General features: G+C 49.9%; 8 protein-coding genes. 5 read left to right on the top strand and 3 right to left on the bottom strand.

What is annotated here, in order from left to right:
- Positions 1-116: 116 nt before the first annotated feature.
- Positions 117-668, bottom strand: coding sequence for a peptide-methionine (R)-S-oxide reductase MsrB (gene msrB / locus BUE76_RS03475; RefSeq protein WP_073046997.1), 552 nt, complete (start codon positions 666-668; stop codon positions 117-119).
- A 279-nt stretch (positions 669-947) separates the two neighbouring features.
- Here msrB and BUE76_RS03465 point away from each other — a divergent pair, with 279 nt between their 5' ends.
- The 3 genes from BUE76_RS03465 (at position 948) to BUE76_RS03455 (ending at position 4,839) form a co-directional block, all read left to right on the top strand.
- Complete coding sequence (locus BUE76_RS03465; protein ID WP_073047003.1) at positions 948-1,535, top strand: adenylate kinase; 588 nt, start codon at positions 948-950, stop codon at positions 1,533-1,535.
- 314 nt (positions 1,536-1,849) lie between these two features.
- Complete coding sequence (gene paaZ, locus BUE76_RS03460) at positions 1,850-3,913, top strand: phenylacetic acid degradation bifunctional protein PaaZ (RefSeq protein ID WP_245798416.1); 2,064 nt, start codon at positions 1,850-1,852, stop codon at positions 3,911-3,913.
- Positions 3,914-4,065: 152 nt separating this feature from the next.
- Positions 4,066-4,839 (top strand): enoyl-CoA hydratase/isomerase family protein, encoded by a 774-nt coding sequence (locus tag BUE76_RS03455; RefSeq protein WP_073047006.1) that lies wholly within the window; start codon positions 4,066-4,068, stop codon positions 4,837-4,839.
- Between the two features lie 105 nt (positions 4,840-4,944).
- Here the strand turns inward: BUE76_RS03455 and BUE76_RS03450 are convergent, their stop codons facing one another.
- Positions 4,945-5,496 (bottom strand): hypothetical protein, encoded by a 552-nt coding sequence (locus tag BUE76_RS03450; protein WP_143157437.1) that lies wholly within the window; start codon positions 5,494-5,496, stop codon positions 4,945-4,947.
- A 3-nt stretch (positions 5,497-5,499) separates the two neighbouring features.
- Here BUE76_RS03450 and BUE76_RS03445 point away from each other — a divergent pair, with 3 nt between their 5' ends.
- The gene (locus BUE76_RS03445; protein ID WP_073047012.1) at positions 5,500-6,174 is read left to right on the top strand and encodes a DNA-3-methyladenine glycosylase family protein; all 675 of its coding nucleotides are present in this window, start codon (positions 5,500-5,502) and stop codon (positions 6,172-6,174) included.
- 171 nt (positions 6,175-6,345) lie between these two features.
- On the opposite strand, the gene fabG is transcribed toward BUE76_RS03445, so the two are convergent.
- Positions 6,346-7,101: a 3-oxoacyl-[acyl-carrier-protein] reductase gene (gene fabG, locus BUE76_RS03440; RefSeq protein ID WP_073047015.1), complete on the bottom strand. Its 756-nt coding sequence runs from the start codon at positions 7,099-7,101 to the stop codon at positions 6,346-6,348.
- A 117-nt stretch (positions 7,102-7,218) separates the two neighbouring features.
- Between fabG and BUE76_RS03435 the strand changes: the two genes are divergently transcribed.
- Positions 7,219-7,617, top strand: coding sequence for a four helix bundle protein (locus BUE76_RS03435; RefSeq protein WP_073047019.1), 399 nt, complete (start codon positions 7,219-7,221; stop codon positions 7,615-7,617).
- Positions 7,618-7,636: the final 19 nt, after the last annotated feature.

Below are 7,636 nucleotides of genomic sequence, written 5' to 3'. Positions count from 1 at the left end.
AAAAAAGGCTGTTTTCATTTGAAAACAGCCTTTTTACATTATTCAGGTATCTGGAAGTAGATCAGCAACTACCAACCAAATTCCTACAAATCATTTCCAATCCTGCAAATCTGCGGTTACTGGTTCTTTTCGTAATTTTTTTTGGCTTCTTCTGCCTTTTTAAAATCCAGGATCACGCCATTGATACAGTAGCGCAGGCCGGTAGGCGGCGGACCATCATCAAATACATGACCCAGGTGGGCCTTGCAGCGACCACACTGTACTTCGGTGCGGCTCATGCCATAGCTGTTGTCGGGGGTGTAAATGATGCTGCCCTTGCTGATGGGCTCGTAAAACGAAGGCCAGCCGCAGCCGCTTTCAAATTTAGTATCGCTTTTAAACAGCGAGTTGCCGCAGGCGGCACAGAAATAAGTACCTACCTCTTTGGATGTTTCAAATTTGGAAGTAAAAGGCCTTTCGGTGCCTTTTTGCCGGGCAATATGAAATACCTCCGGCGACAGGATCTTTTTCCATTCGTCATTACTCAGCTCCACTTTGGCGGAATCGGAGTTGGAGTAAACGGGATTGTTTTTGTTTGTTTCACTCATGGTTACCTTTTTTGCGGTCTGTGCCTGCGAGCAGCTTTGCAAGGCCAGTGCCATAATACACAAAAGAACAATCTGTTTCATGTTTCGTTGTTGTACCAAATGTACGCACAGCGGGGGCGTTTGGTTTGTTAAAGGAGTCCGGAAAGACAGAAGAGACAGGAAAGACAGCAATGATGAGACAATTGACCGCGGCAAGGTTATCAGCGATGCAAAGCTTGGTGCTTTTTCGAAATATGTGTACTACACCGGCTTTCTTTCAAAAAATGAAGCTCCTTTTTAGATACTTGCACACTGCAAAGCGATTTCCTGCCCCGTTTGTGTACCATCCTTCCTATATTTGTTGCCAAGCATTAAGCACCTATGTTCAATTTGATCCTCTTCGGACCTCCCGGCAGTGGCAAGGGAACACAATCGGATAAGATTGTTGCAAAATTTGGGTTGGTCCACCTCTCTACCGGCAACCTGCTGCGCGCAGAGATCGCAGACAAGACCCCTCTCGGACTGGAAGCAAAAAACTTTATCGACAAAGGCCAGCTGGTACCTGATGAAGTGGTGATTGGCATGATCGACACCATGCTCGAAAAACACAGCGGCGCCAAGGGTTTCCTGTTTGATGGTTTCCCCCGCACCGTGGCCCAGGCCGAAGCCCTCGACAAGCTGCTGGCCCTGCGCAAAACCAGCATTACCAAGGTGATTGCCCTGGAAGTATCGGAAGAGGAACTGGTAGACCGCCTGCTGAAGCGCGGCGCTACTTCGGGCCGCACCGACGATACCGACGAAAGCATCATCCGCAAGCGCTTCTCGGTGTATAAAAACGAAACCGAACCCGTTGCCGGTCACTACAAGGCACTGGGCCGTTTTGAAAGCATCAAAGGCGAAGGCTCGGTGGAAGACATCTTTGCCGCCATCAGCGGCTCGATTGAAGCAGGTGTAACTGCTGCAGTGTAGTCGGAAGACAGAAGTCAGAAAAGTCAGTAAAGACGATAACAATAGTTGATAAGCCATGATTGCGAAAGCAGTTGTGGCTTTTTTGTTTGTGGATTGTGATAGCTTGACTGTACATCTTGTTTAGCCCACGGTTTTATCCGTGGGTGTGCAGATTGGACTAAAAGAGAAAACCGTTAAAACGGTTTTCCTGGTTGGAGGTTACTGGCCGGGCTGCGGGCGGTGGTCGCTGTTTGCAGAAGCTGGCAAAGCGGCATGGCCAGTGCCAAGGGGCAGTGCCCGCTTTTGCCTATATTGCCTGTACAACGATTGCACCCATGAACACCCTTACCCCCATCCAAAAGATCCCCAACTATACCGAAGGCCATTGGCGCACCGGCAGCGGCGACGGCGAGCTGCTCCGCGATGCCGTTACTGCCGAACCCATCTTTATTGCAACTACCGAAAGTATTGATATGGAGGCCGCCCTCCACTATGCCCGCATGGTGGGCAACCCTGCACTGCGCAAGCTCTCATTTCACGAAAGGGGCCGCAGGCTCAAAGCCCTTGCGCTATACCTGGCGGAGCGCAAAGAACAGTTTTATCAACTATCCTATCATACTGGCGCTACCCGCGCCGACAGTTGGATCGATATCGAAGGCGGCATCGGCAACCTTTTTGCCAATGCATCGCTGCGCCGCAAATTCCCTGATCTACCTTACTGCACCGATGGTGATCCGATCCCTTTGGGCAAGGGCGGCACCTTTATGGCCCATCACCTGCTGGTGCCCCGCGAAGGTGTGGCTGTGCATATCAACGCCTATAATTTCCCTGTATGGGGCATGCTGGAAAAATGCGCTGTCAACTGGCTGGCAGGTATGCCGGCCGTGGTAAAGCCCTCCCCTTTCGGCGCTTACCTGACACAGGCCGTGGCAAAGGCCATCATCGAAAGCGGCATCCTGCCCGAAGGCAGTTTGCAGATACTGTGCGGTGCCCCCGGCAACCTGTTGGATGGCCTAACGGCGCAGGACGTGGTAACTTTTACCGGTTCCAAACAAACAGGCCTGCAACTCAAAACACATCCGCGCATCCTTTCAGAAAGCGTTCCCTTTAATATGGAAGCCGACTCGCTGAATGCACTGGTGCTGGGAAAAGATGCCGTACCCGGCACTGCAGAATGGGAGCTTTTTATAAAAGAGATTCGTAATGAAATGACGGTAAAGGCTGGCCAGAAATGCACTGCCGTGCGCCGCATCCTGGTACCCGAACACCTGCTGGAGGATGCCACCAAAGCCCTGCAACAAACCCTGGCCCAAACCATCATTGGCAACCCGCACAACCAAAAGGTTCGTATGGGCGCCCTGGCAGGCCAGTTCCAAAAGGAAAGATTGCTACATAACGTACAGCAACTGCTGGCTGTTTCGGGGCTTGTTTACGGCAGCCTGGACAGTGTGCCTGTTGTGGATGCCGATGCAGGCAAAGGCGCCTTTATTTCGCCACTCCTGCTGCGCAATGATTATCCTTTCCAAACGGATGTGATCCACGAAGTGGAGGCCTTTGGCCCGGTAAGTACCCTGATGCCCTATAAAGACCTGGACGAAGCCATTGCGTTGAGCAAAAAAGGAAAAGGTTCTTTGTGTTGTTCCATTGTCACTGCCGATAAAACCACAGCTACCGAATTTGTAATTGGCGCAGCCACACACCATGGCCGCATACTGGTACTGAACCAGGAATGTGCAAAGGAAAGTACGGGGCACGGATCGCCGCTGCCGCAACTGGTGCATGGCGGTCCGGGCCGTGCCGGCGGTGGCGAGGAAATGGGCGGCGTAAGAGGTGTAAAGCACTACCTTCAGCGGGTGGCGGTGCAGGGCTCGCCTTCTATGCTAACCGCTATCACCGGCACCTACCAGCAGGGCGCTGCCGGCACTGCTGCAACGGTGCATCCTTTCCGCAAATACTTTGAAGAACTGGAAATAGGGTACCAGTTGCTTACCGAAAAACGCACCATCACTGCGGAGGATATCGACCGCTTTGCCGACCTCAGCGGCGACCATTTTTACGCCCACCAAAAAGGCACCGATTTTACAGGCACCATGTTTCACCAGCAGGTGGCACATGGCTATTTTATCCTGAGTGCTGCCGCCGGTCTTTTTGTTGATGGCAGCGCACTGGGACCGGTACTGCTCAACTATGGCATCGACGAATTAAGGTTTACCAAACCAGTATATCCCGGTGCAGAAATACAGGTGCGTTTTACCTGTAAGGAAAAGCTGCCGCAGGACAACCGCGAGGAAGGCGAAATACCACGAGGCATTGTAAAGTGGCTGGTTGAAGTGCTGGACGAAACCGGCGAACACGTAGCGGTGGGAACGATTTTAACTATGGTGCGGAGATTGCTATAAACCCAACATGCCGCTAAAACAGGCAAAAACGGATACCTGTTTTTAAGCAGCCGTTGGGGCTGTTAAAAATTTGCAATCGTCCCAACAATAATGTTCCAACTATGTTCCTTTTTTTGGAACTTAATGCTATCACTCCATAAAAACTTCGCTGTATGGTACCCGACTTCGACAATGGCCATGTAACCTCCGAAACCCACCAGGGCATTACTACAATTGAGTTCCATCACCCGCAAGGCAACTCGCTACCCAAGCGACTGCTGGATAGCCTGGCACACGAAATACACGCCAGCGGCAGCGATGCCGAAACAAGGGTGATCATCCTGCGCTCTGTAGGTGAAAAAGCATTTTGCGCCGGCGCTTCTTTCGATGAGCTGGCGGCCATCAACAGCCCGCAAAAAGGCTTCGAGTTTTTCAATGGTTTTGCTTCGGTCATCAATGCCATCCGCTCTATTTCAAAGCTGGTCATAGCACGGGTACATGCCCGCTGTGTAGGTGGTGGTGTGGGGCTGGCTGCCGCAGCCGATTATGCCATTGCCGTAGAAGGTGCCGATATACGCCTCAGCGAACTGGCTATTGGCATTGGCCCTTTTGTAATCGGGCCTGCTGTTGAACGGAAAATTGGCTTATCTGCCTTTAGCCAGTTGGCCATGGATGCTACCATGTGGCGCAACAGCGACTGGGCCAAAAAGAAAGGGCTTTATGCCGAAGTACACCCATCGGTGGAAAGCATGGATGAGTCCATTTTCCGCCTCTCCAACCAGCTGGCACACAGCAGTACCGAAGCGATGGCCGAAATGAAAAAAATGTTCTGGAAAGGCACCGAACACTGGGGCGAACTGCTGCCCCAGCGTGCCGAGATCAGCGGGCGCCTGGCACTGAGTAAACACACCCGCGAAGCCATTGAAAAGTTTAAAATAAAAGCGTAGGGTAATGAGCTAATTGGCTAATGTGATAATGTGCTAAAGAGTATACCACGTATGTTCTATAATTGACCTAGTATGCGGCTATCTTTTTAGCACCTTAGCACATTATCACATTAGCTCATTACCTCTGCATCCTTCGCTGTACTGCACACAAAAACCAACCACCTTATTATTTTCCAGGTAAAAAATGATACAGGTGGGCAGGGTATCATCATATAGATAAACCGAAGAATGGGTTTTGCTTTTTACCGGTGGCATGCCTTCGTAATCGGGCAAGATATGCAGGGTATACCCATCGTAGGTTCTTACAATTTTAAGCTTGTCATCGCCAATGGCCACACCAGATTTTGTTTTTAGCTCAGGGCTTTCGCAGATCACGGCATGCACGGTGAATTCATTTTGCGTAGCTGCATCATAACTTTTATCCAACACAACCGAATAGCTGGTGCCCTGCCAGCTGAAAGATACCGTATCGGGCTGCGGGTTCTTGTCCAGCAGGTTTTTCAGCGATAAGTTGGATTGCAACAAACGCTCCAGCTCCCTTTGTTTCATCCCTATCTTCACTGCTCCTATACCGGCCAGCGAAACCACCGGTGATTGTTGCGCAGCAGCCATCAGGGTCAACAGAATGCACCCAAGGGTTGTTAAGCTTCTTTTCATGTCATGCGCTTAAGTACCCAAAAATTAATGGAGCGTTTTCACAAAAGCAATTTTGAAACAATTGTAACCAGCCTTTGCCAAAAGGATAATGACCTTGCAGGTATTGTAGCACGTCATGGTATGCCGCCTATGTGGATACGGCCCAACAATTTTGCAACCCTGGTACTCACCATTCTGGAGCAGCAGGTATCCATTGCAGCTGCTTTTGCGGCGTATAAAAAGCTGGAAGCTTATATCGGTGAGCCAACACCCGAAAAGATACTGGCCTTGAGCGATGAAGAACTCCGTGCCTGCTATTTTACCCGGCAAAAAACAGGGTATGTACGGGGATTGGCAACTGCCATTCAAACAGGTGCCGTCAACCTGCAGCGCTACGAAACCTTAGCTGACGATGCTGTCCGCCACGAGCTCATTCAATTGAAAGGCATTGGCCACTGGACAGTGGATATTTACCTGCTGCACGCCCTGCACCGCACTGATATTTTTCCCATTGGGGATATTGCACTGGTCAATGCACTGAAAGACATTAAAGGCCTGGATAAACAAACACCCAAGGAAACCCTGATCGAAATTGCCGAACCCTGGCGGCCTTACCGCAGCATTGCTACGATGCTGCTGTGGCATCATTACCTGAGTAAAAGGAAACCGATACAGGACCCGACATCACACCCACTGTAACACCCCCTGTCCCCTAAAGTGGGAACTTAGGCCGGAGTGCTTGCCCAATTTGCAAAATGCACTACGAGTTAATATTCAAACAACAACGCCCCTCCGCTGTGAGGGGCGTTGTTGTTTGAAGTTATGCTTGACCTAAGTTCCCCCTTCAGGGGGACAGGGGGTGCTTGGGTATTACATATACAACCCACCATCTGCGCTGATCACCTGTCCGGTAACATAAGCACTGAGGTTGGAAGCAAGGAACAAGGTTACGTTGGCAATATCTTCCGACGAACCGAAACGGCCCAAAGGAATACCTGCCTTGTATTTATCGGCCTGCTCACCTTCCTTGAGGTAAGAAGTCATATCAGTTTCAACAAAACCAGGAGCGATGGCATTGCAACGGATATTGCGGCTGCCCAGTTCTTTGGCTACGCTCTTGGTAAAACCAATCATGCCGGCTTTGGAAGCGGCATAAGAGCTCTGGCCAGCATTGCCCATCAAACCAATAACGGAACTCATGTTGATGATGGATCCGCTCTTTGCTTTCATCATGGGACGCATTACCTGCTTGGTCATGTTGAAGGTACTTTTCAGGTTGATGTTCATCACATCGTCCCACTGTTCGGCAGTCATGCGCAGCAACAGGTTGTCTTTGGAGATCCCGGCATTGTTTACCAGGATGTCTACGGTACCAAATTCCTTCACCACATCATTCACCAGGGTTTCGCATTGTGCAAAATCGCCGGCATTGCTGCGGTATGCTTTTGCTTTTACACCCAGCGCGGTGAGTTTATCTTCCAAAGCTTTCGCTTTATCTGCGCTGCTTTCGCTTACATAGGTAAAAGCAATATTGGCGCCTTGTTCGGCAAACTTGATGGCGATGCCTTCACCAATGCCACGGGCGGCACCGGTAATGATGGCCACCTTATTTTCCAGAAGTTTCATGCAATTGATTTTGTGCGGGGCAAAGGTAGGTGATTAGTGATTGGTGATTGGTGATTGGCCGCCGAAACTTGCAGCCAGCCGCTTCAGTTTGTAATTTATACTACCAAAAACAAGCGTATGGAAGAACCGAAAAAACTGGAAGATTTTGAAGTATTTCTATTAGCCCAGGAGATTGGCGAAATAGTGTGGCATACAGTTTCAAAATGGCCTCCATTTGCAAAAGATACTGTAGGAAAGCAATACGTAGAAGCTGCCGATTCTATTGCCGCTAATATCGCAGAAGGATACGGCCGGTTTCATTTTCGCGAACGCCGGACTTTTTGTTTTTACAGCCGGGGATCGCTATTGGAAACAAAAGCATGGACAATAAAAGCGCAGCAAAGAAAACTACTTACAACAGGTGATTGTACAAACTTGATGGAAAAGATGAGTCGGTATCACTATAAGTTGAATAGCTATATCCAATCTTTGTCCCGTCATATCCAGACAGCAGCCACCAATAGCCCAACTAAATAACTTACCTTAAAAGCTTTTT

The sequence above is a fragment of the Cnuella takakiae genome, assembly GCF_001953305.1.
Lineage (GTDB): Bacteria > Bacteroidota > Bacteroidia > Chitinophagales > Chitinophagaceae > Flavisolibacter > Flavisolibacter takakiae.
The sequence above is the reverse complement of the archived record's forward strand: the minus strand, read 5'-3'. Positions and strand labels throughout refer to the sequence as shown.

Bases quoted from the DNA above. Each gene is read 5' to 3' on its own strand.
- fabG (WP_073047015.1), bottom strand. From the start codon at position 7,101: ATGAAACTTCTGGAAAATAAGGTGGCCATCATTACCGGTGCCGCCCGT.
- BUE76_RS03465 (WP_073047003.1), top strand. From the start codon at position 948: ATGTTCAATTTGATCCTCTTCGGACCTCCCGGCAGTGGCAAGGGAACA.
- BUE76_RS03435 (WP_073047019.1), top strand. From the start codon at position 7,219: ATGGAAGAACCGAAAAAACTGGAAGATTTTGAAGTATTTCTATTAGCC.
- BUE76_RS03445 (WP_073047012.1), top strand. From the start codon at position 5,500: ATGCGCTTAAGTACCCAAAAATTAATGGAGCGTTTTCACAAAAGCAAT.
- BUE76_RS03455 (WP_073047006.1), top strand. From the start codon at position 4,066: ATGGTACCCGACTTCGACAATGGCCATGTAACCTCCGAAACCCACCAG.
- BUE76_RS03450 (WP_143157437.1), bottom strand. From the start codon at position 5,496: ATGAAAAGAAGCTTAACAACCCTTGGGTGCATTCTGTTGACCCTGATG.
- msrB (WP_073046997.1), bottom strand. From the start codon at position 668: ATGAAACAGATTGTTCTTTTGTGTATTATGGCACTGGCCTTGCAAAGC.
- paaZ (WP_245798416.1), top strand. From the start codon at position 1,850: ATGAACACCCTTACCCCCATCCAAAAGATCCCCAACTATACCGAAGGC.